Source organism: Paenibacillus daejeonensis DSM 15491, assembly GCF_000378385.1.
Lineage (GTDB): Bacteria > Bacillota > Bacilli > Paenibacillales > Paenibacillaceae > Paenibacillus_D > Paenibacillus_D daejeonensis.
In genome coordinates this window covers 400,001-425,961 of record NZ_KB899661.1, presented here as the reverse complement: position 1 = coordinate 425,961, position 25,961 = coordinate 400,001, and the positions used below count along the sequence as shown (strand labels likewise).

Here is a 25,961-nt window from a genome sequence, read left to right as displayed (position 1 = left end):
AGGTGCGCTTATTTGCATTAAACGTGGGCCGTAGCTGCTAAAATCACCAGAATAACTACGCTCCTGTCCGTTAGAATTGCGAGGTGGTGATTTCCGGTCAAATAAGCGCCGTGGTGGCCGTTACAGCCGAGATGGGGTTTTTCTAACCCGGTTTATGCGAGAAGCACAACCAGATCTGTTCCTTCCGAGCGCTGCTACCGGCGCGAAGGCCGACAGCATGACGGCGGTCATACGACCATCCCAATCACCACAAAAAAGAGCTTCCCGCCAGGCACTGCTTGGCAGGGAAGCTCTTATCTATGTCTAGGATGAAACTGCCTTGCCGACTTCATGCGGAGATAGCTGTATCGCCTTAAAAGTATGCGTTCTACTCATCTACTTCGCTGCGATTGCCCGGAACGAGGGGATAACCCGCCGCCAAAGGCGTCGCTACCTCCTAAATTACCTTTTCGACGAGGTCGTCACCAGCTTGCCGCTCCCGCTGCCGCTAACCTTGCCGCGCAGGATGAACTGAACAACCAGCATCTGCATGGCTAGCAGGAAGGTCATCGTCAGAAAAATCGCAGGAAACGGGACGCCCCAGTCTAGGGCGGTGGTAGCCAGCGCGCCGCCGATGGCGCCGGACATGAAGTTCGTCATGCTGAACACCCCCATGCCCGCACCGAGCCGCTGCGCCGGCAGCAGCAGGGAGACGAGCTTGGACATGGACGACTGGACGAACACAAATCCGATGTTCGGCAGGATCAGCGCGATCGCAATCATCCAGGGGCCGGTCCAGGCAAACCCGGCCATCAGTACAAAGCCGGTAATCATCAAGGTCGCGGCCATGAGCAGGATCGGGATGCTGCCGAAGCGGTCCGTCCAGCGTCCGCCGAGCCGTCCCATGAACGCTGCTGCAATAGCTGCAGGGAAGAGGACCATGCCGATGCCCTGCGCCCCGAAGCCGAACATGGACTCCAGCATGAGCGGGACCAACAGCATCAGGCTGAAGGCGGTCATTGAGGACAGGAACATGGCCAGAATCGCGTACCGATACGGGCCTTCCGTGAACAGGGACAATGCGATGAACGGCTCCTTGACCCGTTGACTGCGCAAGATGAACAAGAGCAGCAGCACGGCGAAAATAGCGCCATAGATCACAGCCTGCAGGTTGCCGATGTTCGTAATCGTCAGCATCAGCATCGCCACGGCACCAGCCAACAGGCCAGCGCCGAAGGTGTCGATCGTTCCCGGTCTGCGTCCTTCATCCGGCAGCGCCCGACGCAGGAAGGGCAGCACGACCAGCGTGCCCAACGACAGCAGGAAGAGATATTTCCAGTGCAGGGCGCCAGTGACAAAGCCGCCGACAATCGGGCCGATCCCCGCCGACAACGCAATGAACGAAGCGATCAGCCCCATCACCGCGCCGCGCCGCTCCGGTGCAAAATATCGGGCCGGAATCAGCATTGCCAGCGCCGGAATCGAGGAAGCGCCCGCCGACTGCACGAGCCGACCGATCAGCAGCCAGGCGAAGCCCTCGGATAAGAAGCCGATCAACGAACCCACACTAAACAGGATAATACCAATCGTCATTAGGCGCTTGAGTGGAAACAAGTCTGCCAGCTTACCATACATAAGTGCACCAATGGCATACACCATCGCATAGCCGGTAATGACCCATCCGGCCAGACCCGAGGAGATGCCCAGATCACCGGAGATATCCGGTAGCGCGACATTAAATACCGTCACGTTCATGACAGAGAAGAGCAGCAGACATCCGAGCAGATAGACAATCGCTTTGCCAGGCTGTCCCGTAGATCCGCCATTCCCGTCAGCCGTACGGGCCGCAGGTGATGCCGTTGCTTTAGACTTGTCGTTCATGTTCAGACCTTCCTTCCTCATTATGCACCTCGGCACATACATTGCTCAGCATGCGTTTCAACAAAGAAACGAGCAGCTCATACTCCTCATCCGTCATGCCTTGGCGGCTGACGCCTACCAGTCCGCGCAGCCTGGCCCGCACGTGAGGGAGAACTTCATACCCTGCTTCCGTCAGGTACAGCTGATTAAACCGCTGGTCCTCGGCGGAAGCGACCCTTTTCACATACCCTTCGGATTCCAGCTTGCTGACAGCCTTCGCCGTTGTCGTCTTATCAATGACCAGCTCTTCGCTGAGCCCCTTCTGCGTAATCCCCTCTTGATCTGCAATCGTGATGAGAAAAATATACTGGCCGCTGCCAATTCGGTAAGGCTTCAACCCATCCGCGATAAGCATCTGCAAATGCCGGTAGATCGCCGAGACGTATTTGCCTGCGGACTCTACAGGTGCATCGGAGCAAACCGAACGCCCACTTTCTGTCGTGCTCATCCAACATCCTCCTATATAACATGCTATTGCAACTAATTGACTCTTATCATCTTACTCGAGATAGGATGTTATTGCAACTAAATACGAACAATGTTCTTTACGAACGTCGTTCGTTATGATATAACTAAATCAAACGTTGACGATCACAATCAATTCTATTCAAGGAGTGGTATATCATGACATGGTCTACATCGGCACGGATCGGCATTATCGGAGCTGGCCCGGGGGGCTTGACCCTGGCTTTACTGCTGCAGCAAAAAGGCTTTCGTCCTGTCGTCTATGAACAGGAAGCTCGGGACCGGAGCCGGGACCGCGGCGGTTCGTTGGATATTCACGCGGATTCTGGACAGTTAGCCTTGCAAGAAGCTGGGCTGTATGAAGCATTCCACAGGATCGCCCGGTATGAGGGAGAGGATTTTCGGCTATTTGACAAGAACAAGATGCTCTACTGGGATGAGGAGGCGGAAGCGGATGTCATGGGCGTGAAGCCAGAGATCGACCGCGGGGAGCTATGCGAGCTGTTGCTCGGCGCACTGGATTCGAGTTGTATTCATTACGGTCACAAGCTCCAGCGCGCCGAGGAGGCTGGCGGCGGAAGGACGAAGCTTTATTTTGACAATGGCGTAGTGGATGAGGTGGACCTGCTGGTTGGGGCCGATGGTGCGTTCTCCCGTGTGCGTCCGCTGCTGTCGGAGGTGCAGCCGGAATACTCTGGTCTGTCGATGGTCGAGCTCAATGTCATGGACGCTGCAACGAATCATCCGGACCTGGCAGAGCTGAACAGACGGGGCAAGATGTTTGCGCTGGGCGACCGCAAGGGCATTCTGGGACAGTTCAATGGAGACGGGCGTATCAAGGTGTATGCCAGCTTTGAGGTGGAGCGGGAATGGCTGGATACCTGCGGGATTCGTTACGAGGAGCCGGAGGGTGTGCAAAATCATCTGCTGGAATTGTTCGCGGACTGGGAGGACTCTCTCAAAAATTATATCCGATATGCGGATGGCGAGATCCTGCCCCGGAGAATCTATATGCTGCCCATCGGCTATCAATGGACGTCCCGTCCTGGTGTCACCTTGATTGGCGATGCAGCCCACGTCATGTCCCCTTTTGCAGGGATAGGGGTTAATCTGGCCATGCTGGACGCCCTTACGCTGGCGCAGGCTCTTGCGAACCATCATAATAGGGAGGAGGCCATCGCGGCCTACGAACGCGCCATGTTCCAGTATGCAGCGGAGAAGGCGCAGGAATCCTACGATAACATGAAATTATGCTTTGCCGATGATGCTGCCGTGAAGATGGCGGAGCTGATGAACCATTATGTCCACGAAGCACACGGGGCATCGCAATAACGGAAGGAGGCTGAGCTGTGATAAACGGCCCGAAACGAACCATTATTAGCCGCAGGGCCAGACCCGCCAAGGAACCGTTGAGCCACGAACAGATTGTGCAGACAGCTTACAGACTCCTGGAGGATGAAGGGCTGCCAGGCATGACCATGCGCAAGATCGCCAAAGCACTGGACACCGGACCCTCGTCCTTATATGTATACGTCAAGAATGCCCAGGAGCTGAATGCTTATGTCATGGATTACGCACTCGGACAGCTCCAGCTGCCGCAGGAACACGATGGACCATGGAAAACAAGGCTGTTCGGCGCCCTGGAGGCTTATTTTGAACTGCTGCAGCATCGCCCGGGTCTTGCCGAGCTGGCGGTGACGACAATTCCGGCAGGCGTGAATGCGTTAAGTCTGACCGAATATTTGCTGTCCGCACTGCATGAGGCAGGCATCGTCTCACGGTCGGCGGCGTGGGGAGCAGACTTGTTCATGTTCTACGTGTCGTCCTTCTTGTATGAGAAGACCTCGGAAGCGCGTGGGACGATGCCGATGCCGCTCATTCAAGAGACGTACCGGTCGGCGGATCCCGCACGATTCCCGCACATCGCCCGGCTGCAGCAGGAGATATTCTCTGGAAATATCGAGGCCAGGGAACGCTTCCGCTGGGGACTTGAGGTCATCCTGCAGGGACTGCTGCAAGCAAAACAGGACAATGCCTAAGTACAGAAGGACCGAGCCAAATGGACGTTGGCGGGTCCTTTTGTCGCTTAGCGGGAGCCCTCTTCTTTCTACTCACCAGTCGGACAAAAATCATGCTAGAATAAGAGAGTCAGGATTATATTTTACATAATTGGAGGCGCTCTCACATGGAGGATCAAAGCTTGCAGCAGGAAGGTTATTTCGGGGAATTTGGGGGCAGCTTCATTCCCCCTGAGCTGCAGGAGGTTATGAATTATTTGACCGAGCAGTTCAACAAGTTCAAGGACGACCCGGAGTTTAAGGAGGAGCTGTCCTATTACCTTCGGGAATACGTAGGTCGGCAGAGTCCACTGACGTATGCGGAACGGCTGACGGAAGCCTGGGGCGGGGCCAAGATCTACTTGAAGCGGGAGGACCTCAACCATACCGGCGCGCACAAAATCAACAATGCGATCGGTCAGATCCTGCTGGCCAAGCGGATGGGCGCCAAGCGGATCATCGCCGAGACCGGAGCTGGACAGCACGGTGTGGCCACGGCTACGGCTTGTGCCATGTTCAACATGGAATGCGTCATCTATATGGGGGCCGAGGATACGCGCCGTCAGGCGCTGAACGTGTTCCGTATTGAGCTGCTCGGGGCCAAGGTCGTACCCGTGGACAAAGGACAAGGCCGTCTTAAGGACGCGGTGGACGAGGCCTTGGGCGATCTGGTGCAGAATTATAAGAATACCTTCTACCTGCTGGGCTCGGCCGTCGGCCCGCATCCGTTCCCAACGATGGTCAAGCATTTCCAAGCGGTCATCAGTGAGGAGTCGAAGCGACAGATTCTTGAAAAGGAAGGACGTCTGCCGGATGCCGTCATTGCCTGTGCAGGCGGCGGCAGCAACGCCATTGGTGCGTTCGCCCATTATATCGATGAACCGAGCGTCCGCCTGATTGGCGTCGAACCCGATCAGGCGCCTACCTTGACGGAGGGCGTGCCGGGTGTGATCCACGGCTTCAAGTGCCTGGTGCTGCTGGACGAGCAGGGGGAGCCCCGCAAGACCTATTCCATCGCAGCGGGACTGGACTATCCGGGCATTGGACCGGAGCACAGCCATCTGAAGGTGTCAGGTCGCGGGGAGTATGCGACCGTCACCAACGAAGAAGTGCTGGAGGCGTTCCAGGAGCTGTCCCGTACCGAAGGCATCATTCCGGCCCTGGAGAGCGCCCATGCGGTCGCTCATGCCAAGAAACTGGCGCCGGGGATGAACCGCGATCAGATTCTGATCGTCAACCTGTCCGGACGCGGCGACAAGGATGTTGAGCAAGTCTATCATATGCTTCGCGCGTAAGCGCACTTATCGTGTGAACAGCCCTACGGACCCTGATTCGTAGGGCTGTTGGCGCTGGCAGCCCCAATTTGGGGCGGTATTCGAGCAATTTTAGGCAAAAGGATGGCGATCATACGTTCGCAATCGGGACTTCGGTACGAACGACGGAACTGTAAACACTTGGTATAATATTGGTTAAGTATTACCCAGGTAGATCGTTTTTCAACGAGAGGAGTCGTGTCATGATAGCGTTAACCGAGTCTCTGGTCGATACGTTGGCGCCCAACAGCGCCGCAGCCAAAAACGGCCGCGATCTGGTCAAGAAAAACAAACTCACGAAGCTTCACAAATCCGAAGACGATTCGCTAATCTTCGGCGAATGCGCCGGTAGTGGCAAGTCGGGATACAGCTGCTCTGCCGACTTCAGGGAGAGTGATACGCCGCTGGTACGGTGTAACTGCCCAAGCCGGCAATTTCCGTGCAAGCATGGCCTCGCTCTGCTCTATGCCTATGCAGGAGGTGCGGCGTTCACGGTCGCAGAGGTGCCTGCTGATCTGGAGGCCAAGCGCGAGAAGGCGGAGAAACGCTCGGCGCGCAAGGCGGCCCAGGAGGAGTCCGCTGCCACGGCAGAGGCACCAGCCAAGCCCAAGAAGATCAACAAGGCAGCTTGGGCCAAGAAGATCAAGGCTCAGCTCGAGGGGCTGGAGATGCTCGAGAAGCTGGTATTGTCCTTCATTCGTGGCGGTCTGGGTACGGTGGACAAGCGGTCGGTCACGCAGCTGCGCGAAGGGGTCAAGTCACTAGGCAACAGTTACCTGCCCGGCGCGCAAAATGAGCTGCGGGGACTAACGCTGGCGCTAGAGCAGGCGGTAAAGGCTGGCGATGTGCAGGAGCAGGTCTATGCGGGGGCGCTGGAGCGGCTGCTGCGCATCCATGCACTCATCCGCAAGGGACGGCCCTATCTGGAGGCCAAGCTGGAGGATCCCGACCTGACGCCGGATATCGAGAGTCCGATCGAGGAATGGCTCGGCCATGCCTGGCAGCTCTCGGAGCTGCAGGCGCATGGACTGGTTCGAGCCAATCGGGAGCTTATTCAGCTCGCCTTCCACAGCTATGATGATGGCGCCCGTGGCGAATATGTCGATGCCGGTTACTGGCTGGAGCTGGACACGGGTGAGGTGCATCGTTCACTTAACTACCGGCCCTATAAGGCCGCCAAATATATTAAATCCGAGGACAGTACGTTCCATGCGATCCGGGCAGGCGAGCTGTATGTGTATCCCGGCACCTGGAACCGGCGCATCCGTATGGAGCAGACGTCGATGGAGGAGGTCCTGGAGTCGCATCGCCAGCGGGCTCGCGAGACGGCGGAGACTTCGGTCGCGGAGGCGGTCAAGAAAGTGCGCGGGGAGCTGAAGGATCCGCTCGGCAACAAGAGCCCGGTCCTGCTGCTGCACGCCGCTGCCATCCAGGCAACGGCAGATGGACAGCCTGTGCTTGTGGATCACGCAGGCGCCAAGCTACAGTTGGGCGATGTGATCGGCTGGCAGGCGACGACCCCATTGCTGCGTGTTCTGCCTCAGGAAGCGCTAAGCGATGCGGTATTCGTCCTGCTGTTCCAGCATGATCCGCTGCAGCAACGGCTGGTTGCGCAGCCCATCGCCATCATTCAACCGACCGGGATCACCCGACTATGGTAATCGTGCAGGTGGTTCAACCACCGGACAGGAGGCAATCGTCATGAGCGTCGTATTATTAAAAGAACTCTATAGCGAAGTGTCGCGCCTGTATATTGCGGGCAGCGATCTGGCGGCGGGAGATTTCCGCCTGAAGCGTATGCTCCCAGGCTTGCAGCAGGCAGGGGAGAAAGCGCCGGTCTTCCGCAAGCTGGGCGAAGGGGTGCAGGGACTGGTAGAACCGGCAGGGCAGGAGGAGGGCTCCTCTGCTGCCCGGCTGCAGGAGCTGACGCTGCTGCTCAGCTCCATCCTGCATACACAAGGCAGTTATGCCCCGGAGGGAGAACTGCGAGAACTGGATAGCCAGCCTGTGACTCTGGGGACAGAGCAGCCCTACCGCCGAGTGGCGGAAGTTATCGAAGCACTGAGCACCACGGGCAGCGGACGTCATGAAATCGTGATTGAGGCGTTCAAAGATGGTCTGTTCCAGGATTTGCGTCTGGTGCAGCACGCTGTCCGGGCCCTCCACGACCCGTACGCCGAGCTGGCGGACTATGCCCGCGATACCATCCTGCCAGCATATGGCCGGACCATTCTGCCGCTGCTGCGGGAACGGTTCGACCGAGCTGGCGGCAAGGGGGATGCGCGGACAATCGAGGTTCTGGCCAAGCTGGCGGAGACCGACAAAGAGTGGACGGAGATCTACGAGGCGGCCGACCAGGGCTCATCCACCGTCCGTGTAGCAGCAATTCCGCACCTGGGGACGCGGCCAGCCTATGAAGCGGATCTTATCCGATGGGCTGGCGACAGCAAGAAGGCCGTCCGTGCGGCAGCCTATCTGGCGCTGCCTCATCTGGACAGCGAGGCGGCTCACACCAAATTGTATGAGGCCATGGGCCGTGCCGACGCAGAGCTGGCATCGGATGCGCTTGCCCGTGTGAGGAGCCATCCGATTGCTTCTCAGCTGGCCAAGGATGCCGGGCAGCTGCTGGAGGAGCTGACTGCAGGCGGGAAAGCGAAGGAAGACAGCAAGGCAGTCGCTGTGCTGCAGGATAAGCTTCCCGTGTACTGGCAGGCACTGCAATACAAGGACGATCCAGAGAGCAAAGCGCTCGTCCACCAACTGTTGGAGGCGGCGGCCCCTTTGCACAAGCTGAACCTGGACCATATTTTGCATGGAGCAGCATACGTTGCTTCCGAGTCCCCTTCGTTGGACGTACTGACCCAGCTGCGACGGCTCGAGAAGCTAAACGACAGCTACCTTAGACATTCCTATCAGATGGCCCGGCAACTGCTGACGCCAGCGGAGATCTATGAGGCGTTCTCGGGTTACGACCGTGGTGCGTACAAGGATGAGCTGGTAGAGCTGATGGAGACAGAGCTGGTGACGAAGCAGTGGCAGGCAATTGAGGCCACGTGGGAAGGTGGACCGGGCTACGGATATGTCACGACCTACAAGTCGGAGGATGAAGTGGCTCAGAGCTGGGATTTCCGCTGGCTGCCATGGGCGATATCCCGCAAAAAGCCGATTCTGACGGCCATGTTGGCCTCCAGGTCGCGAGCAGGCACAGCAGAGGAAGTAGAAAGTATGCGAATTGCCGAGATTTTGCTGCTGGAGGAGCTGGAGCGAACGTTCAAGGACTTCCAGGATGACTTCAGTGTCATTTGGGAGGGCCTGCGGCGCTGCGGCACAGAGCTGGGCATCTGCCAACAAGCCATGCTGAAGGGGCTGGAGCGGCCGAAGCGGCTGCGCTATTATCTGTCAAACGACGTATTCTATGAGCTGAAGCGGCTGCCTGCCAGCTATCTGGAACGTTTGGGGGCGCTGCAGGGACGAGCGGACCGAGAAGTGGCAGTCCAACTGCAAAACGTGATGGATTCGATAAGTGAGGTGCAGACGTAATGACAACGAAGCAAGAGACTGTGCAGGATACACTCCGGCAGCCATCGGAGCTGCTGTATCATCAGGAGCTGGAGGCCCTGAAGGCAGCAGATACCGGCAAGGTACCGGCGGGCTGGCAGATGTCGCCCAAGGCCGTGCTGACCTTCATTACCGGTGGCGAGGCTGGCGGCGTGGCCATTACGCCCAAGTATATCGGCAACAAGCGTCTCGTCGAGATGGCCATTGCGACGCTGGTGACGGATCGCGCGCTGCTGCTCATTGGCGAGCCGGGCACCGCCAAGTCGTGGCTATCCGAGAATCTGACCGCCGCCATCTATGGCAACTCTGGCCTGGTCGTGCAGGGTACGGCGGGCACGACGGAGGAACAGGTGCGTTACTCGTGGAACTACGCTATGCTGCTGGCGAACGGACCATCGCCCGAGGCGTTGGTGAAAAGTCCGATCATGCGGGCCATGGAGGCTGGCGGCATCGCGCGGTTCGAGGAGATCTCCCGTTGCGCCTCAGAGGTGCAGGATGCGCTCATCTCCATCCTCTCCGAGAAGACGATAGCCGTCGCAGAGTTGGGACAGGACGTGAGCGCCCGCAAAGGCTTCTCCATCATCGCGACCGCCAATACCCGCGACCGCGGGGTCAATGACATGTCAGCCGCGCTCAAGCGGCGCTTCAACATAATTGTCCTGCCGTCCCCTGCAGATGTGGAGACGGAGATCGAGATCGTTCGCAAGCGCGTCGGCGAGATTGCCGCGCAGTACGATCTGCAGGCAGCGGTTCCGGGCGATGAGGCGCTGCGCAAGGTCGTCACCATCTTCCGCGAGCTGCGCAGCGGCGTGTCGCTGGACAAGAAGGAGAAGATCAAGTCGCCAGGTGGCGCCATCTCCACGGCCGAAGCTATCTCGCTGCTGACTGGCAGCATGGCGCTCGCGGCCAGCTTCGGCGACGGTGAGCTGCGGGATGCGGACCTAGCCGCCGGGCTGCAGGGCGCCATCGTCAAGGACGACGACAAGGACCGCCTCGTCTGGCAAGAGTACATTGCCAACGTCATGAAGAAGCGCGGCGAGACCTGGCGCGGGCTCTACAACGCCTGCCAGGAGCTGAATTCATGAGTACCGCCTCCGCCGCAGGCATCCAGGTGTTCGGCATCCGGCATCTGTCGCCCGGCGGCGCGTGGCATCTGCTGCGTGAGCTGGAGCGGGTGCAGCCGACGGCTGTCCTGGTGGAGGGACCGTCCGACGCGACGGGGGAGATCCGGCACCTCGTCCGTAAGGATACGAAGCCTCCGGTAGCGATCCTGGCCTATACCGAGCAGGTGCCGGTGCGGACGGTGCTGTGGCCGTTCGCCTCCTATTCACCGGAGTTTGCCGCGCTGCAGTGGGCTCACCGCCATGGCGCGGAGGCATCGTTCATCGACTTGCCGTCGAGCGTGACGTTGGCGCTGCAGGCGCGTGAGATGGAGGCGAAGCGGCCCGGTAAGGCAGAGACGGAGGTCACACCACCGATGGCGGAGCCCGAGCGGCCTGCGTCTGGCGGGGCAGGAGGGAGCCACCCTCCGAGGTCTGAAGGGTCTGTGCCGGCAGGCGGTAGCCAGGCAGTCATCGAAGCTCCGGGAGGTGAGGCCGTTGGAGCCGACCCTGCTCCAGCGGTGCCAGACGATGCCCCGGAGGCGAACGAAGGTCATCTGTATGACCGCATTGCCGAGCTCGCTGGCGAGCCGGACTATGATACGTATTGGGAGCGGCACTATGAGCATAATCTGTCTCCAGATGCGTATCGTCTAACCCTGTCGGAGCACTCTCGGTCGCTGCGGGAGCTGACGGTGGAGGGAGAGCGCATGCGGTCTGTCCAGGCGTTCGCTCACAACGCCGTACGGGAGAGCTACATGAAGCGCAATATCCAAGCGGCAATCGACGCCGGGCATGAGCCCGGGCGGATCGTCGTCGTCTGCGGCGCCTATCATGCAGAGGCCCTGGAGACAACCGATGGGGCGATGACGGATAAGGAGCTGGCTGCCCTGCCCCAGGCAGTCGTGCGGCAGACCCTGATGCCTTACTCCTACTACCGGTTGTCCTCGCTATCTGGGTACGGCGCGGGCAATCATGCGCCGGGCTACTACGAGCTCATGTGGAACAGCATGCGGGCGGGGGCGCTCGAGGAGCTGCCCTATGTCTATCTGACGGGCGTAGCCGCCCAGCTCCGAGCGAGCGGCACGTTTCGTTCCACAGCCGAGGTGATCGAGGCCGTGCGGATGGCGCGGAGCCTGGCTGCCCTGCATGACGGTAGTCAGCCTGCGCACGCGGATTTGCGCGATGCGGCTAAGACGTTGCTGGGGCGCGGCGAGCTCTCGGTTGTTGCTGAAGCGCTGGCGCAGCAGGATATCGGTACCGGGATCGGCAGACTGGCGAAGGGCGTCAGCCAGACGCCGGTCCAGGATGATCTGAACCGACAGCTGAAGCAGCTCAAGCTGGAGAAATACCGGACGGCGGTTGCCCAGGAACTGACGCTCGACCTGCGGGAGAATCGCCGGGTGGTCTCGGAGGCTGCGGCGTACCTGGACCTGAACCGCTCGTTCCTGCTGCACCGGTTGTCGCTCATCGGGATCTCGCTGGCGAAGCCACGTCGCAGCGCCCAGCAGGATGCCAGCTGGGCAGAGCAGTGGGTGCTGCAGTGGACACCGGAGGCGGAGATTGAGACGGTCGAGGCCAGTCTGATGGGCGAGACGGTAGAGGTGGCGGCTGCCCGTACCCTGAGCCAGCAGCTGGCGGCATGCGATAGCATCGCCGAGGCTTCGGCGCTCATTCGAATCGCTTGCTTGTGCGGGCTGGCCTCGCAGCTGCAGGCCAGCCAGACCACACTGGATCACCTGGCCGCTGACAGCCGGGATGTCGTGCAGCTTGCTGCGGCGGTATCGGAGCTCTCGCGCGTCCTCGCCTACGGTGACGTGCGGCGGCTGGATACCACGCCGCTGCTGCCGCTTCTGGACAAGCTGTTTACCCGAGCAAGCTTGTACTTGGTAGAGGCGAGCGGCTGCAATGACGAAGCCGCCACGGCCATGACCGAGGCCATTAGCAGTTTGCACGCGGCAGCTCAGGAGCATGCTGAAGAGCTGGATGAAGCGCTCTGGCTGGAGCGTCTGGGCGAGCTCTCCTCGCGCGATGACCGGAATCCCCGGCTCTCGGGGCTGGCCTGTGCCATCCTGATGGAGCGGGGCGTGCTGTCGGCGGCTGCGTGCGAGCAGGAGGTGTCGCGGCGGCTGTCGCCCGGCATTCCCGCCGATCTGGGGGCGGGCTGGTTCGAGGGGCTGGCGCAGCGCAATCGGTATGCGCTCGTCTCGCGGACGGCGCTCTGGGAGCAGCTGAACGCCTACCTGGCCGCGCTGGAGCAGGAGCAATTCGCAAGGGCGCTCGTCTTCCTGCGCCGCGCCTTCAGCGTGTTCTCGCCGCGCGAGAAAGCGATGGTCGCCGAGGTGCTTGGCGAGCTATGGGGCATTGGCGGAGAGCAGGCGTCCGAGCTGCTGTCCGGGGAGATGAGCGAGCAGGAACAACAGCAGATCGAGGAGTTGAATGAATTTGACTTTGAGGACTTTTGACGATGAGTGCTAACGTTGATCAAGACCTATGGTCCCGCTGGCGGCTGGTATTGGGCAAGGAAGCAGAGGCACCGCTCAGTGAGCAAGCCGGAGGCTATGGACTGACGGCCGAGCAGGCGGTGATGGATGAAGCGCTGGCAGCCATCTATGATCCGGTAGCTGATGCGGGAAGCGGCTCCGGCCGCGGCGCAGGCAATGGTCCGTCGGCACCGCGGCTAGCTAAGTGGCTGGGCGATGTGCGGACGCTGTTTCCCGAGGAGATAGTCTCGATCATTCAGGCGGATGCTATGGAGCGCAAGGGCTGGAAGCAGCTGTTGTTCGAGCCGGAGCTGCTGGCCTCGGTCAAGCCGGATATCGGCCTGGTCGGGACGCTGCTGACGCTGAAGGGACAGATCCCGGAGAAGACCAAGGACACGGCGCGTCAACTGGTCATGGCGGTCGTCGAGGAGCTGCGCAAGCGGCTGGAGCAGGACCTGCGCCGCGCCGTGACGGGTGCGCTGAATCGGCGCCGCCATTCGCCGCTGCCCTCCCTGACCGGAATCGATTGGAACCGCACGATCCGCCGTAATCTCAAGAACTATGACACCGGGCTACAGCGGATCATTCCAGAGCGAATCTACTACTACGACCGCGCTCGGCGCAGCCGGGAATGGACGATTATCGTGGACATCGACCAGAGCGGTTCGATGGCCGATTCCGTCATCTGGGCGTCTGTGACGGCCTCGATTTTTGCCAGTATGCCCGCGCTGGATACGCGGGTCGTTGCCTTTGACACCCAGGTCGTGGACCTCACGGAGCAATGCGGGAACGATCCCGTGGACATGCTGTTCGGCATCCAACTGGGCGGGGGCACAGACATCAACAAGTCGGTGCAGTATTGCGAGCAGTTCATCACCGAGCCGAAGAAGACCATCTTCATCCTGATCTCCGACCTAATGGAGGGCGGCAACCAGGGCCGGCTGGTCCGCCGCATGCGGGAGCTGCGCGAAGCCGGTGTCCAGACGCTCTGCCTGCTGGCGCTCTCCGACCAGGGCCAGCCCTACTACGACGAGCGGCTGGCCCGGCAGTTTGCCAAGGACGGTACGCCATCCTTTGCCTGCACGCCGGACATGCTGCCCGCACTGGTTGAGGCCGCATTGAAGGGCGATAACCTCTCTGCCTTCGTGTCCAAGCAGACTAGCGCGGCGAAGCCGTAGGCTTTGTTGGGCACCCCTCCATGTGATGCACATGAGGACCGTGAAGCACCTGCCCGTTGCAGGCGCCTCGCGGTCCTTCGTGCCATCGGAGACGGGGTTGCTCGCTCGCGTACCCCCGGGCACAGTCGCACAATTTGCCCTCTGGATACAGGCACCCACCTGGCTCCTAGGACTCAGGCGCGCGGACGACCGGCACCGCACTGATACCACCTTACTCGCCAGGACATAGTTGCTAGCAGTCACGACGGCACCTTTTCGGTAGGGTACAGTCGCGCGCCCTGCTCACGGAGTACGGTGGGTCGTCTTGCCCCCGGGGCGCTCATTTTACCTGCGGGACACAGGCACCCACCTGGCCCCAGGGAGCGGTTGCTCTAACGGCCACCATCGCGCTTATTTCAGCCTTTTCGAGGGTCTTGTTCGTCTAACGGCCACCAGCGCAGTTATTTCACCATAAACGGGTTGAAACTAACCTCAAATGCTCCAATAGCTGCATATATGTCCGTTAGAATTCCAGAACACAAAATTAGAGCCCAATAGCTGCTGTGGTGGCCGTTAGAGCGTGCGAATGGACCAAAATGTCGCGCAATTGAGCAGGAGCGGTGTAAGAATTAGTTAGTTGAAAAACAAGGAGGAGGAGCGAGCATGAGACAACAGGCGGTGTTTGGCATTGTAGGAGGTGCGGGCTTTCGGGCACAGTATTTCATGCGGATTGCCAAGGCGCTACCAGAGCAGTTTCGGGTGAGCGGGATGGTTGTGCGCGATGCGGCCAAAAGGGAGGCGATGGTGCAGAAGTGGGGTGTGGCGGTGTATGCTTCTCTGGATCAACTGCTGGCGGAGGAACGACCGGATTTCATCGTGCTGTCCGTGCCGCCGGCTGCTTCTCTGGCGTATATGGAGGCGTTGGCGTCACAAGGCATGCCCGTGTTGACGGAGACCCCTCCGGCTCCGGACTTGGAGGGACTACTTCAGGTACATGAGCGGCTAACGGCCCAGGGTGCACGAATCCAGGTGGCGGAGCAGTATCCCCTCTATCCGGCGCAGGTGGCTCGACGGGCCTTTGTGGAGACGGGAATGCTAGGCGTGATCGACCAAGTGACCGTGTCCGTATCCCATCTCTACCATGCGGTTGCGCTCATGCGGTCCATGCTGGCGATTGAGTTTGAGGATGCAGAAATTCGCGGCAAACGGTTTGTGTCGGAGTGGGTGGCCGGGCCCGATCGGAGTGGACCGCCCACGGAGGACAAGCTGGTACCTGCTACCCGGGATTTGGCGTGGTTGGATTTTGGCGGCAAGCTGGGAATCTATGACTTCACGGCCAACCAGCATCGGTCGTGGACCCGATCCAATCATCTGTCGGTCCGGGGGCAACGGGGAGAAATCTGGGATGACCGCATCCGTTGGCAGACTCCGTCCTGCACCGAGATGCAACTGGAGTTGCGGCGCATCAACAAGGGAGAATACGAGAATGCCGAGGGCTACTTCCTCAAAGGCATTATGGCAGGCGAGCGCTGGCTCTACGAGAATCCCTATGCACCTGCCAGACTGTACGATGACGAATTAGCCATTGCCACCTGTCTGACTCGTATGGCAGAATACGCGGCTGGAGGCCCTGCCTTCTATGGCTTGCCGGATGCCTCACAAGATACCTACCTTGGCCTACTCTTGGCGGAGGCGGTCCGCACGGGCGAGACGGTCCGGTCAGAGCGTCAGCCTTGGGCGGAGTGGAGGGGCAAGTAATCTCCCTCCCGAGTCGATGTTCGCGATTAAGCCGACCGCTTCGAACGCACTAATCGACGGCACAACGAGAGGGTTAAGGAATCTACACATGCTATTCTGCCTAGAAGCAGCATTTTTGAAATTTAACGAAACGAAATCACCTTATTTACTGGAAAACTAGCGAAAAAGACCTTTTGAAACGATATAAGGCCCTGTAGTTTCATTAGCCGTCTAGATATGGCGTTTCATGCGATATAGCGTTATCCAGTTTCGTTAGCGCACCTGCCATATAACGTGAAGAAGCAGAGGCTCAGGTGACTGAATTCGTATTAGAACATAAACCAATCAATCCAGATAGACACAACCAATGCGGAGGCTAGAGGTAGCAACCAGATTCTCTTGATGCTTTGATTCTTAGCTAATCTATACCGCGCCCACCTGTCCCCCAGCGCATACAAGACAGCGGTAACTGCCCCGCACCAGACGAATAGCGGAATCATGAAGAGCAATCCGGGAACCAATCCGAAAACTCCATGGAGAGCAACATAAAAGATGCTTCCAGCTAGTCTGACCACTTTATGGGAGGCTCCTGCGTCAGGTGTATCGTTTTGTCCCAGTTCGATTCCCAGACGTATCCGCTTACTCAGCCATCGTTCAGCGGCTTCAATGCAGAGAGAGATAGGCGTACCATAAAAGAGACATCCGACTCCTGCATACATGCCGAAGACGAGGGTAGAAGAAAGAACATATATAATACCATTACTATAACTGTGCACATCTATATGCCAAACCGCAGCCAACGCCACCGACAGCATCAGGGTGGCAAAGTACGCCGCCGTCATTTTGCGAAGAACAAGGTTGGAAAGTGCATCCAATATCATTCTCGCTTCCTCCTTTGCGCTGACATGATGGTTATCCTTCCCTGTTGAGACTACGCCGATCGCCTTGACCTAGCTAATCATTGGTTCAACGTGTGACTAAGGAAACTACACATGCTTATTTTGGCAGAAATCAACCATTTTGGATGCTAACGAAACGTCATCACCTTATCTGCCGAAAAACCAGTGAAAACGCCACTTTAAAATGAATTAAGATGCTGTCGTTTCGTTAGAACACGGGATGCAGCGTTTTAAGTAGTATAGCGTTACGTTGTTTCGTTAGCGCACCTGTAGGTGTCGTGGGTACTAGAACATAAACAACTCAATTAAGATAGACACAAACAATGCGAAGACTAACGGTAGCAGCCAGATTCTCTTGATACCCTGATTCGTAGCTAATCTATACCGCGCCCACCTGTCCCCCAATGCATACAAGACAGCGGCAGCTGTACCGCACAACACCAACAGCGGGATCAAGAAGATGAAGCCGGGGATTAATCCGAATATCCCATGAAGAGCTACGTAAGAGAAGCTTCCAGCGGATTTGCCAGTGTCAGGTGTATCGTGTTGTCCTGGTTCGCCTCCCAGATGAATCCGCTTGTTCAGCCAGCGTGCAATGCCTTCAATTAAGAGAGAGACAGGCGTTCCATACAAGAGACATCCGATTCCTGCATATATCCCAAAGATATAAATAATATTTCCTACATAAGCGAACCCATTGCTGCCGGTAGGGGGGCCGATGCCTAACCAAGCGACAGCCATCCCCACTGAAAGCATGAGGGTGGCGAAGTACGCCGCTGTTATTTTGCGAATAGCAAGATTGGCAATTGCATTCTTCATCATTGTCGGTTCCTCCTTTGCCTTGGTAGGCGGGGGAATTCAGCTTACTGTCAGTGTACTAGGGTTCGCAGCTGTCTGGCAGTGCTATCTTTTGTAGTACCCTCTAACCTGTTATTGAGGAAAGGAGTGATGCAGCCATGCTGCTGGAGGTTATAGCAACAACCCTGCAGGAAGCCAAAACCGCAGCGCGCCACGGCGCCGACCGCATTGAGCTAGTGACAGCCCTGACGGAGGGTGGGCTGACGCCAAGTATCGGGACGACTGCCTCGGTATTGGAGCAGGTAGACATCCCCGTTAGAATTATGGTACGCCCCCATTCCCGCGGATTTGTGTACGATGCGGACGATCTGCAGGTCATGCGACGCGAGATCAGACATATTCGCCACGCGGGAGGAAGCGAAATTGTACTGGGAGTGTTGCGCGCCGATCGGACCATTGATACCGATAGCTTGGAGGAGCTTCTTGCGGAAGCCGAGGGGATGAAGGTGACGTTTCACCGGGCCTTCGACGAGGTGCCGAATCAGCTGGAGGCGTTGCGGACGCTGACCCGTTATCCGCAAATTACGGACGTGCTGACATCCGGCGGTCGGGCTACAGCTTTGGACGGGGCGGAGCAGCTGTACCATCTGCATAGAGAGGCCGCAGCGACATCGATTCAGCTTCTGGCAGGCAGCGGCTTATCCGCCACCAATGCGGCCAGCTTCATGCGGCAAACCGGGATCCATCGCCTGCACGTCGGCACGGCAGTACGGACAGGTGGACAAGCATTGGCAGCCATTGAGCCGGAGCGGGTGGCTACCATTCGGGAGCTCATGCTTAAGCGGACTTTCGGAGCTGATGGATATAGCTTTCGGCTATAACCAGCTATAGGATATCGGTAGAACTTAATAACAGGTAGGCTGTGCTATAGTAGGTTTACTACTTAACTGACCAAGAGGAGAATGACCGATGAGCACAATCACCGAGACCAACCAACGTACCGTTACTCCGTTCCGATATGATATTGTAGGCAGCTTTCTGCGGCCTCCTGCACTGAAGGCAGCCCGACTGAAATTCCAAGCAGGCGAGCTGACGGCAGACCAGCTGCGCAAAGTGGAGGATGCCGAGATCATCCAGCTCGTTCACAAGCAACAAGAGGTGGGACTCCAGGCTGTAACCGACGGCGAGTTCCGTCGTTCGTGGTGGCACCTGGACTTCTTCTGGGGGCTGGATGGCGTAAAGCGGACAATTATTGAGCAGGGCTATCGTTTTAACGGGGCGGAGTCCCGTCCGGAGACAGCACGTCTTACCGGAAAACTCGGCTACAGCAACCATCCGTTCGTGGCGGACTTTGCATTTCTACAGAGTACAGTTGGCGAGAACACGGTAGCGCGGCAATCGATCCCGGCGGCCGCCCAATTCCTGTTCGAGCTGGACCGGGTGGAGAATAAGGCAAGCACCCAGGCGATCTATCCGGACCGGGCGGAGCTGCTAGCCGATATAGCAAAAGCATACCAAGGCGCCATCCTGGCCTTGTACAACGCAGGCTGCCGCAGCCTGCAAATCGACGATTGCACTTGGGGCGCGCTGTGCGATGAGCAGTTCATTGTAATTATGACCCAGGCGGGCGTTGACCTTGCTACCTATGCTGAGGAGCTGGCGTCCCTGAACGAAGCCGTCGTATCCGGGCTGCCAGAGGATCTGGTTGTGACCACGCATGTATGCCGCGGCAACTACGTTTCCACCTATGCCGGCGTGGGCGGCGGGTACGAGCCAATTGCGGAGCAACTGCTGGGTATCGACCGCTATGCGGGCTTTTACCTGGAGTACGATACCGACCGGGCGGGGGATTTCCAGCCGCTGCGGTTCCTGAAGGATCATCAGCAGGTCGTGCTTGGCCTATTTTCGTCCAAGTTCGGCGAACTGGAGGACAAGGAGGCCATTCTCCAGCGCATCGAGGAGGCCCGGCAGTATGTGGACCTGGACCGGATCTGCCTGAGCCCGCAGTGTGGCTTTGCTTCCACCGAGGAAGGCAACCACCTGACCGAAGAGCAGCAATGGCGCAAGCTGGCGTTCATCCGGGAGATTGCGGAGGAGATTTGGGGATAGATAAGACGAGGGACAAAAGGCAGGGACCGTGCAGCGCTCAGGAGGATGGGCGCTGCACGGTCCCTCCTTCGTGGAACGGGCCGGCAATCCGGATATGCTCCCAGGGCTCGGACGGATTGGCAATTCGCCGGAGCAGCCGGTCCGCTGCCTTGTAACCGGTCTCGCGAATCAGCAGCTCTGGGCGACTCAGCAGGGGACAGGCCGCCACCGACCCGTTAGTCAGTCCGATAACGGATAGCTGCTCGGGCAATCTGTAGTCGAGCACCTCCAGGCTGCGAAGCAGTCTCCCGACCTCCTCGTCAATCCCGGCAATGAGAGCAGTGGGCCGCAGCGTCTCTAATTTCTCCAAGAGTGCGACTTCATCCCAATTGCCTGCCAACTGGTCTCCACTAGCACAGGTGAGTCCGTGCGCACCCATCATTTCCTGAAAAGCCTGCCAGCGCCGGACATAGCCACGCTGGCTATCCCGGTCCCCGACATACATAATCCGCGTATGGCCCTGCCGGACAAGCTTGTCCACCGCCAGACAGACCGCTTCATAGACGTCCCAAATCACGCTGTCGACGGCGGATAAAGGCTTGGGATAGTTAATGAGCACCTTCGGCACTGGCAGTGCGAGCAGCTGGCGCTCCATCGTATCTGATACCAGCCGGGGGGCGATGAACAAGCCGTCGGCTGTCAGCAGATTCGTCTCCTCCAGCCACTCCCGGAATGCCCGGTCCGGGAGGTCGGCATCTAGCGTATGGCATTCCAGCCGATGTGCGAGCAGCTCCAGCCGCTGCTGCAACCCGCCCGATAGCAGCTGATTGTAGTTAGCAGATTGACGGGACTGGATGAGCGCAAACCGCAGCTGGAATGTCGGGTAAGGCGCAATGCCGCGGCTGGCTAGCTCCCTCGCCTGAGCGACGGTCAGATACCCGCGAAGATAGGCGGTTCGCGCGATCCGCGAGCGGGTTTCCTCGGACATGCCGGGCTTGCCGCTCAGCGCTTTGGAGATGGTCTGCACCGACAGGCCCAGCTCAGCTGAGAGATCGTGCAGGGTGATTTTTTTTCGTGTACCCATGGCGCCGCTCCCCTACGTTAAACTAAAGTTAAACTCTTCTTGCATCGAATCCCTGTTTATACTGACAGTAAGTTGAAGGGAGGAGATTGTCAATGCAACACATCTCAGCAGATGTTGTCGTGTGCGGGGGCGGTCCGGCTGGCATCAATGCAGCCCTGGCCGCAGGTAGAAGCGGAGCGCGGACGGTACTAATCGAACGATATGGATTCCTGGGGGGCATGTCGACCGCGGCGCTGGTCTATCCCTGGATGACCTTTCATACGACAGCAGGCAAGCAAGTCATTGCGGGAACGGCGCAGGAGATTGTGGAGCGGCTGATGGCTGCGGATGCATCACCGGGTCATGTGCGGGATACGGTGGGATTCGTGCGGACGATTACCCCGTATGATCCCGAAGTGTACAAGGTACTGATCGTTGATATGCTGCGCGAGGCGGGCGTACGGGTGCTGCTGCACAGTCTGATGGATGAGGCCGTGATGGACGGTGACCGGATCTCGGCGATCCGGCTGGCGACCAAGTCGGGGCGCTATGAGGTATCAGCAAGGCAGTTCGTGGATACGACGGGGGATGCGGATCTTGCCCAGTTGTCCGGGGTTCCCTGCCTGAAGGGACGGGATGGCGACCGGCTGACCCAGCCCATGACGATGAAGTTCCGAATGCGCGGTGTCGATCTCGACAAAGTAAAGCGCTATATGCTGGAGCACCCCGACGAGTTCTATCCCAAGACTCCGTTCAGTGAGCTGGAAGAGCTGCCGCTCTCCGGCGTCCTGGGTTACTTCAAGCACTGGCAGGAGGCCAACCTGCCAATCAATCGGGATCAGGTGCTGTTCTTTACTGGGCCTGGACGGGACGAGGTGCTGGTCAACACGACGCGAGTACAAGGGCTGGATGCCACCGTCCTGGATGACCTCACCGAAGGCGAAGTCCAAGGCAGAAAGCAGGTGCTCATGGTTGCCGATTTCATGAAGCGCCATCTGCCGGGCTTTGAAGGGGCCTCCCTCTCCTCGGTAGGTGCCCAGATTGGGGTTCGGGAAAGCCGCCGTATCGAGGGGCAGTATACGCTGCAGGTCTCGGATGTGGTGGAGGGTCGGGCCTTTGACGATTGCATCGCCCGCAGTGGCTACCCGATTGATATTCACGATCCATCGGGCAAAGGCGTGCAGGCCGCATGGGTACAAGGTGATGGCGCCTATGATATTCCCTACCGCTGTCTCGTTCCCAAACGTGTCGTTAATCTGCTGGTAGCTGGCCGCTGCATCTCTACCTCGCATGAGGCACTGGCGACGACACGGCTGACACCCAGCTGCATGGCAACGGGTCAGGCTGCAGGAACGGCTGCAGGCCTGGCATTCGAGCAAGATACCCTGCCTCATGCCCTGGACGTCCGCCAGCTGCAGGATCGTCTCCTGGCGAACGGGGCGCTGCTGCACAGCTCGCAAGCGGTATACGAGACCATCTAAATCGGGGTTGACCGGCATGAGCGCCGGTCAGCCTTGTTGTTTGTTATGCAGGGCAAGCAAGGTATGGAGCAGACAATCTCACCATCTGTCGTATGCGGAGGGTAGAGTGAGGACATGTTATTGCGGCAGGGGCTGCTATCACACGCGGGGCTCTGGTACAATAGCTGTAACTACAACCGGAAAAGGAGCTCCTGTATGCGGAAATGGATGCTTGGCTTACTATCTTTGATGCTTATTTATCTTGGGTCTGTGCCTGCCTATGCTGACCATTCAACCGCCTTCAGTGACGTGCCGACTGGATTCTGGGCAACTGGCGATATTGAGAAGATGGCGGGTGTCGGTATCCTTAATGGATATGAGGGCGGACTGTTCAAGCCACATCATTCGGTGTCCCGGGAAGAGCTCGCGACGCTGCTGGCCAATACTTTCTATCTGGAATCCTCGTCTGTGAGTCCGACCTTCTTCGATGTGGCACTCGATCGCTGGTCGTATGCGGCGGTGGAGGCCGCCCAGGCGTATTTGCCTGGATATGTCCCGAACGACGGGAGGTCTTACTTTGCTCCGAGTGCTGCAGCGACGCGGGAAGAGGTAGCGGCGTCGATTGTCCGGGCCCTGGGCTACACAGAAGATGCGAATTCGGCAGTCCCGTTGAGTCCGTTCAAGGATGCTGCTGAGATTTCGCCGAGCGTCGTCGAAGACGTCTTGTTGGCCGCCAAGCTGGGGCTGGTGCAAGGCTACGAGGATGGGCGGTTCCGGCCCCGGCATAGCGTTACCCGGGCGGAAGCCGCAGCCATCCTGCACCGCGCACTGTATGGACCGATTGCCCTGCTGGAGCGGAAGACGGCGGACATGCCGGCAGCGATGCTAACGGATTTTGCCGAGGCGGTGGGGTGGTACGGTACGGTGGCTCATACGAGGGACGCAGACCGGGTCAAGACAGGGGATACATCCCTTGTCCTCACGACCGATAAAGAGCACACCACAACGGGAGCACGTCAGCAGCAGCTGTCACTGGACTTGGGGGCGACCCGTAATCTCCTGCTGCGCCTCTATGTCGAGGATCTGGAGAAGCTGTCCAAGGTTGAAGTGCGATTGGCCTCCAATCCCGACATGCGCGCTTACCTGTCCTATGCCCACACCCGCTGGCAGTTGGTTCCCGGCTGGAACGAGGTAATCATCCCCGTGGAGCGTTTCGTGTCGGTGGGAGATGAGAGCCTGGAGCGGACCATGACGACCCTGCAGGTGTCCGTGACGCAGCGGGGCGACCTTCCCGTTAGTGTCGTGTACGATGCGCTGTATCGTGATTATGAAGCCAAAGGCAAAGTCCTCATTCAGTTCGATGACGGCTGGTCCTCCGTCTACACGGAGGCGTTCCCCATGATGCAGGAGCGGGGCTTCGTCGGCAACGTTGGAGTGGTTAGCAATCTTGCGGGGATGCGGAACTATGTAACGCCCGAGCAATTGAAAGAGATGTATGCGCAAGGCTGGGATATGTTCAATCATACAGCCAGCCATCCCCGGCTCACGCAGCTCAGTGAGGAACAGATTGTGGATGAACTCAGCTCTGCCCGGGCATTTATGCTGCGGCATCAGTTAGGACGTGCGGCTGATTTCATCGCTTATCCTTACGGGGATTATGACGATAGGGTTATGGAAATTGCCAGCTGGTACAGCCGGTATGCCCGGACAACGACGCCAGCGTTTGAGATCGGCCAACCTGTTAATCCATACCGGCTGAAGACGATTGAGCTAGTGAACAACATCGACCCGGCCATCTACCGGGAGGCGCTCCGCACTGCGGCCAGCCACGGCACCACCGTCATGTTCCTGCTGCACCGGATTGAGGCGGAGGGGACGAGCTCGATAACGCTGCACCCGGATGACTTCGAAGCTTTCCTGGACGAGCTGGAGCTCTTCCGGGATGATGTGGACATCCTGTCCATCAGCCAATGGTATGAGACGCTCTACCGATAGGGATGGTGATGTGGTCGTCCGACCGCGTCATGCCGCCGGCTCCCGCGCGTGGGGCACGTGGGGGCAAGAGGGAAGAGGCTAATGCTAGCCAGCTGCGCTTATCGCAACGGAGCGCTGATTGCGCATGCGGCGCGATTAACTCCGCAGTTCCCCCACCTTAGCCAACACGTGATGCCCAATAATGATAATGGTGCATGTTTTACAAAAGCGGCTTCTATTTTCCGCTATTCTGTCTTTTTGCGGGGCTCGCATCGTTTTGTGGCGCATATTTTCCGTTATTCCAAGGCTAGCTCCCTATATTTCGGCTTGTTTGCGATAAGAACATTCTTTTGCTGTCACGATCGTACTTGCGTGGCCCGCCTGACGAATACAACCATGTTGTCATCCAATGGTCTCACCTCGGCTACCTCCACGGACCCCTATTAACTCCGATCCGCCAGATCCACCGCCCGCAGCAGCACAACGAGTGCTTCCGCAGAGGTGACCGGCGCCTGAGGGTCGAACACGTGGCCGTTCCGTCCCTGCAGGATGCCCAGCCCGCTCAAGGCGTAGACGCTATCCCTTGCCCAGCCAGGTAGGGTGTTATCGTCGGTGAAGGGCTGAGTTGAAGTAGCCGCATTCACGGGGAGCTTCAAGGCTCGGGCCAGGATGGTAGCCAACTGAGCGCGTGTCACTTCGCCCTGCGGGCGGAAGCTGCCATCCTCGAAACCGTTGATGACCCCGGCTGTCACTGCAGCCGCGATGGCTTGCTGCTGCGCTTGTGTCAAATGCCGTATATCCGGGAACTGTGCTCGGTCGGTAGCCTGATCCATCCCAAGCGCTCGCACCAGCAGCTCCACCAGAGCCGCCCGCTGAATCGGCGCATCCGGATTGAACGAACGGCCTGCTGGCGGACCCTCCCAGAGTCGTTGTTCGATAGCGCGCTGGAGCTCGGCCTTGGCCCAATGGGCAGGAATTCGGGCGGTTAGCATGCGCACCCGGTCCCATTCATCACAGGTTCCCGGCTCCAGCTCGCACATGTCCGACCGCTGCTGGGATACCTTCAGATCGTCGTACCAGATATACGAATCATGGGTGGGCGCATATTCCGGCGTGCCGCCCCCGTAAAACGTGGCAAAGTAAGCCTTGTCCACCTTGTCGCTATTAGTGACAAACCGCAGCCCGGTAATCTTGGCTCCGGCTTGACCGTTATACCAAACCTCAATCTCGCCATCGGGATGGGCTTGGCCGTTGGTGACGGTGTTCACCTTGAGCCGCTGTACCACATTGAACCATTCTCCGCGTGGATAAGTGACCGGCTCGCCAGTCGCATCGGTGAGATAGACGACATCGCCATAAGGGCCGGGATGGTCCATGGCATAATAGTAGACGGCTGCCCGACCACCCTCCCGCCACAGCAGACGCGAGCTGAAGCCGTTGTCGCCCGTACACGTTTGCCCGCCGGAACAGGCGGCACCACCTGCCAGACCTAAGCCCAGCTTACCCTCCGAACGCCGAGTGCCCCAGCTGAAATCCTCGCTGAACCGCGCCCAGAACGACACGTAATACTCATTCGCGGGCTCCAGCTGGAACGGCGCCAGATATCCCGAAGCCTCTGGCATGTACTGGCCGGCGGGGTACCGAATACGGAGCGATTGGCTGCCACTTCGGCTGACCTGGTCATCCAGTTGACTGCGTTCGTCGCCCAGCATCCATGGCGAGATCCAATGCGCCGCTGCCCATTCATCCAGCCCATAGGGCTCACCAGCCGTCCCCGACTCAAAAGACTGCTCTAGCAATGCCGTCGGCTCGACCGCCGCAGCGGTCAGACTCAGCATCAGCATGCCAGCCAATACCAGCCCCAGCGTTTTCTTCATCCTGCTCACGTTTACACATCCTAATCCGGGTTC

Annotated in this window: 19 protein-coding genes; 13 read left to right on the top strand and 6 right to left on the bottom strand. The window is 58.7% G+C overall.

The window, feature by feature from the left end; genetic code table 11:
- Positions 1 to 441: 441 nt before the first annotated feature.
- Positions 442 to 1,860: an MFS transporter gene (locus tag F556_RS33920; protein ID WP_020617381.1), complete on the bottom strand. Its 1,419-nt coding sequence runs from the start codon at positions 1,858 to 1,860 to the stop codon at positions 442 to 444.
- Positions 1,844 to 2,347: a MarR family winged helix-turn-helix transcriptional regulator gene (locus tag F556_RS0112905; RefSeq protein ID WP_020617380.1), complete on the bottom strand. Its 504-nt coding sequence runs from the start codon at positions 2,345 to 2,347 to the stop codon at positions 1,844 to 1,846. The genes F556_RS33920 and F556_RS0112905 overlap by 17 nt, the downstream gene beginning before the upstream one ends.
- Positions 2,348 to 2,523: 176 nt before the next feature.
- On the opposite strand from F556_RS0112905, the gene F556_RS0112900 reads away from it, so the two are divergent.
- From F556_RS0112900 to F556_RS0112860, 9 genes are all read left to right on the top strand, one after another.
- Entirely contained in the window at positions 2,524 to 3,696 is a 1,173-nt protein-coding gene (locus F556_RS0112900; RefSeq protein WP_020617379.1) for an FAD-dependent oxidoreductase, read from the top strand.
- A gap of 20 nt (positions 3,697 to 3,716) precedes the next feature.
- Positions 3,717 to 4,403, top strand: a complete 687-nt coding sequence (locus F556_RS0112895; RefSeq protein WP_281167905.1) for a TetR/AcrR family transcriptional regulator — start codon at positions 3,717 to 3,719, stop codon at positions 4,401 to 4,403.
- Positions 4,404 to 4,549: 146 nt separating this feature from the next.
- Positions 4,550 to 5,716, top strand: a complete 1,167-nt coding sequence (gene trpB / locus F556_RS0112890; protein WP_020617377.1) for a tryptophan synthase subunit beta — start codon at positions 4,550 to 4,552, stop codon at positions 5,714 to 5,716.
- A 221-nt stretch (positions 5,717 to 5,937) separates the two neighbouring features.
- Positions 5,938 to 7,395: an SWIM zinc finger family protein gene (locus F556_RS0112885; RefSeq protein ID WP_020617376.1), complete on the top strand. Its 1,458-nt coding sequence runs from the start codon at positions 5,938 to 5,940 to the stop codon at positions 7,393 to 7,395.
- Between the two features lie 40 nt (positions 7,396 to 7,435).
- Positions 7,436 to 9,274 carry a hypothetical protein gene (locus F556_RS33915; RefSeq protein ID WP_020617375.1) on the top strand — a complete coding sequence of 613 codons (1,839 nt, stop codon included), beginning with the start codon at positions 7,436 to 7,438 and terminating at the stop codon, positions 9,272 to 9,274.
- Positions 9,274 to 10,377 carry an ATP-binding protein gene (locus F556_RS0112875; protein ID WP_020617374.1) on the top strand — a complete coding sequence of 368 codons (1,104 nt, stop codon included), beginning with the start codon at positions 9,274 to 9,276 and terminating at the stop codon, positions 10,375 to 10,377. The genes F556_RS33915 and F556_RS0112875 overlap by 1 nt, the downstream gene beginning before the upstream one ends.
- Positions 10,374 to 12,857 carry a DUF5682 family protein gene (locus F556_RS0112870; protein ID WP_020617373.1) on the top strand — a complete coding sequence of 828 codons (2,484 nt, stop codon included), beginning with the start codon at positions 10,374 to 10,376 and terminating at the stop codon, positions 12,855 to 12,857. Before F556_RS0112875 ends, F556_RS0112870 begins: the two co-directional genes overlap by 4 nt.
- 2 nt (positions 12,858 to 12,859) lie before the next feature.
- On the top strand, positions 12,860 to 14,053 hold the full coding sequence (locus F556_RS0112865) for a VWA domain-containing protein (protein ID WP_020617372.1): 1,194 nt from the start codon (positions 12,860 to 12,862) through the stop codon (positions 14,051 to 14,053).
- 642 nt (positions 14,054 to 14,695) lie between these two features.
- Positions 14,696 to 15,790 (top strand): Gfo/Idh/MocA family protein, encoded by a 1,095-nt coding sequence (locus F556_RS0112860; protein WP_020617371.1) that lies wholly within the window; start codon positions 14,696 to 14,698, stop codon positions 15,788 to 15,790.
- Positions 15,791 to 16,098: 308 nt separating this feature from the next.
- Here F556_RS0112860 and F556_RS0112855 read toward each other — a convergent pair whose 3' ends face one another.
- A complete protein-coding gene (locus F556_RS0112855; RefSeq protein ID WP_020617370.1) occupies positions 16,099 to 16,650 on the bottom strand; it encodes a hypothetical protein in 552 nt (183 codons plus the stop codon).
- 303 nt (positions 16,651 to 16,953) lie between these two features.
- The gene (locus F556_RS0112850) at positions 16,954 to 17,490 is read right to left on the bottom strand and encodes a hypothetical protein (RefSeq protein ID WP_020617369.1); all 537 of its coding nucleotides are present in this window, start codon (positions 17,488 to 17,490) and stop codon (positions 16,954 to 16,956) included.
- A 134-nt stretch (positions 17,491 to 17,624) separates the two neighbouring features.
- Between F556_RS0112850 and F556_RS0112845 the strand changes: the two genes are divergently transcribed.
- Both F556_RS0112845 and F556_RS0112840 read left to right on the top strand, forming a co-directional pair.
- Positions 17,625 to 18,347 (top strand): copper homeostasis protein CutC, encoded by a 723-nt coding sequence (locus F556_RS0112845; RefSeq protein WP_020617368.1) that lies wholly within the window; start codon positions 17,625 to 17,627, stop codon positions 18,345 to 18,347.
- A gap of 88 nt (positions 18,348 to 18,435) precedes the next feature.
- Entirely contained in the window at positions 18,436 to 19,575 is a 1,140-nt protein-coding gene (locus tag F556_RS0112840; RefSeq protein WP_020617367.1) for a 5-methyltetrahydropteroyltriglutamate--homocysteine S-methyltransferase, read from the top strand.
- Positions 19,576 to 19,612: 37 nt separating this feature from the next.
- On the opposite strand, the gene F556_RS0112835 is transcribed toward F556_RS0112840, so the two are convergent.
- Positions 19,613 to 20,638 carry a LacI family DNA-binding transcriptional regulator gene (locus tag F556_RS0112835; RefSeq protein ID WP_020617366.1) on the bottom strand — a complete coding sequence of 342 codons (1,026 nt, stop codon included), beginning with the start codon at positions 20,636 to 20,638 and terminating at the stop codon, positions 19,613 to 19,615.
- A gap of 92 nt (positions 20,639 to 20,730) precedes the next feature.
- Here F556_RS0112835 and F556_RS0112830 point away from each other — a divergent pair, with 92 nt between their 5' ends.
- Positions 20,731 to 22,098 carry an FAD-dependent oxidoreductase gene (locus F556_RS0112830; RefSeq protein ID WP_020617365.1) on the top strand — a complete coding sequence of 456 codons (1,368 nt, stop codon included), beginning with the start codon at positions 20,731 to 20,733 and terminating at the stop codon, positions 22,096 to 22,098.
- 228 nt (positions 22,099 to 22,326) lie between these two features.
- Positions 22,327 to 24,072, top strand: coding sequence for an S-layer homology domain-containing protein (locus tag F556_RS36260; protein WP_211222578.1), 1,746 nt, complete (start codon positions 22,327 to 22,329; stop codon positions 24,070 to 24,072).
- Positions 24,073 to 24,494: 422 nt separating this feature from the next.
- Here F556_RS36260 and F556_RS36255 read toward each other — a convergent pair whose 3' ends face one another.
- Positions 24,495 to 25,928 carry an S-layer homology domain-containing protein gene (locus F556_RS36255; RefSeq protein ID WP_020617363.1) on the bottom strand — a complete coding sequence of 478 codons (1,434 nt, stop codon included), beginning with the start codon at positions 25,926 to 25,928 and terminating at the stop codon, positions 24,495 to 24,497.
- Positions 25,929 to 25,961 lie beyond the last annotated feature (33 nt).

Bases quoted from the DNA above. Each gene is read 5' to 3' on its own strand.
- F556_RS33920 (WP_020617381.1), bottom strand. From the start codon at position 1,860: ATGAACGACAAGTCTAAAGCAACGGCATCACCTGCGGCCCGTACGGCT.
- F556_RS0112905 (WP_020617380.1), bottom strand. From the start codon at position 2,347: ATGAGCACGACAGAAAGTGGGCGTTCGGTTTGCTCCGATGCACCTGTA.
- F556_RS0112900 (WP_020617379.1), top strand. From the start codon at position 2,524: ATGACATGGTCTACATCGGCACGGATCGGCATTATCGGAGCTGGCCCG.
- trpB (WP_020617377.1), top strand. From the start codon at position 4,550: ATGGAGGATCAAAGCTTGCAGCAGGAAGGTTATTTCGGGGAATTTGGG.
- F556_RS0112885 (WP_020617376.1), top strand. From the start codon at position 5,938: ATGATAGCGTTAACCGAGTCTCTGGTCGATACGTTGGCGCCCAACAGC.
- F556_RS33915 (WP_020617375.1), top strand. From the start codon at position 7,436: ATGAGCGTCGTATTATTAAAAGAACTCTATAGCGAAGTGTCGCGCCTG.
- F556_RS0112875 (WP_020617374.1), top strand. From the start codon at position 9,274: ATGACAACGAAGCAAGAGACTGTGCAGGATACACTCCGGCAGCCATCG.
- F556_RS0112870 (WP_020617373.1), top strand. From the start codon at position 10,374: ATGAGTACCGCCTCCGCCGCAGGCATCCAGGTGTTCGGCATCCGGCAT.
- F556_RS0112865 (WP_020617372.1), top strand. From the start codon at position 12,860: ATGAGTGCTAACGTTGATCAAGACCTATGGTCCCGCTGGCGGCTGGTA.
- F556_RS0112860 (WP_020617371.1), top strand. From the start codon at position 14,696: ATGAGACAACAGGCGGTGTTTGGCATTGTAGGAGGTGCGGGCTTTCGG.
- F556_RS0112855 (WP_020617370.1), bottom strand. From the start codon at position 16,650: ATGATATTGGATGCACTTTCCAACCTTGTTCTTCGCAAAATGACGGCG.
- F556_RS0112850 (WP_020617369.1), bottom strand. From the start codon at position 17,490: ATGATGAAGAATGCAATTGCCAATCTTGCTATTCGCAAAATAACAGCG.
- F556_RS0112845 (WP_020617368.1), top strand. From the start codon at position 17,625: ATGCTGCTGGAGGTTATAGCAACAACCCTGCAGGAAGCCAAAACCGCA.
- F556_RS0112840 (WP_020617367.1), top strand. From the start codon at position 18,436: ATGAGCACAATCACCGAGACCAACCAACGTACCGTTACTCCGTTCCGA.
- F556_RS0112835 (WP_020617366.1), bottom strand. From the start codon at position 20,638: ATGGGTACACGAAAAAAAATCACCCTGCACGATCTCTCAGCTGAGCTG.
- F556_RS0112830 (WP_020617365.1), top strand. From the start codon at position 20,731: ATGCAACACATCTCAGCAGATGTTGTCGTGTGCGGGGGCGGTCCGGCT.
- F556_RS36260 (WP_211222578.1), top strand. From the start codon at position 22,327: ATGCTTATTTATCTTGGGTCTGTGCCTGCCTATGCTGACCATTCAACC.
- F556_RS36255 (WP_020617363.1), bottom strand. From the start codon at position 25,928: ATGAAGAAAACGCTGGGGCTGGTATTGGCTGGCATGCTGATGCTGAGT.